The organism is Staphylococcus pasteuri, assembly GCF_030547725.1.
In the GTDB taxonomy this organism is placed as follows: Bacteria; Bacillota; Bacilli; order Staphylococcales; family Staphylococcaceae; genus Staphylococcus; species Staphylococcus pasteuri.
The window spans coordinates 1-324 of record NZ_JAUOQO010000138.1; the positions used below are offsets into that span (position 1 = coordinate 1).

Annotated in this window: 1 protein-coding gene; it reads left to right on the top strand. The window is 46.9% G+C overall.

Annotated features, from left to right (window positions below; translation table 11 throughout):
• Window positions 1–53: 53 nt before the first annotated feature.
• A partial coding sequence (locus Q4528_RS13140) for a ferredoxin reductase domain-containing protein (protein ID WP_303521929.1) occupies window positions 54–324 on the top strand: 271 nt, incomplete at its 3' end.

Below are 324 nucleotides of genomic sequence, written 5' to 3' on the forward strand. Positions count from 1 at the left end.
CTGCTGGCAGTGGCATAACGCCTATGCTATCGATGCTTCGTTACTTAAGTGACATGAATATCGAAAAAGATATCGTGTTTTTACACAGCGCTCATAGCGAGCAGGACTTAATTGCCGAAACGGAACTAGCCCAGCTCAGCAATAACTTTAAACATTGCAGTATTCGCTACACCCTTACTCAGAACGCCCCTGCCAATTGGCAAGGTTACCAAGGCCGCTTAAATCGCGGCATGTTAATGGACATTGCTGACTTAGATCAGCGAACAGTGTTTGTTTGTGGCCCACAAGCCTTTATGCAAAGCGCCAAAGAGCAGCTACTGGCTC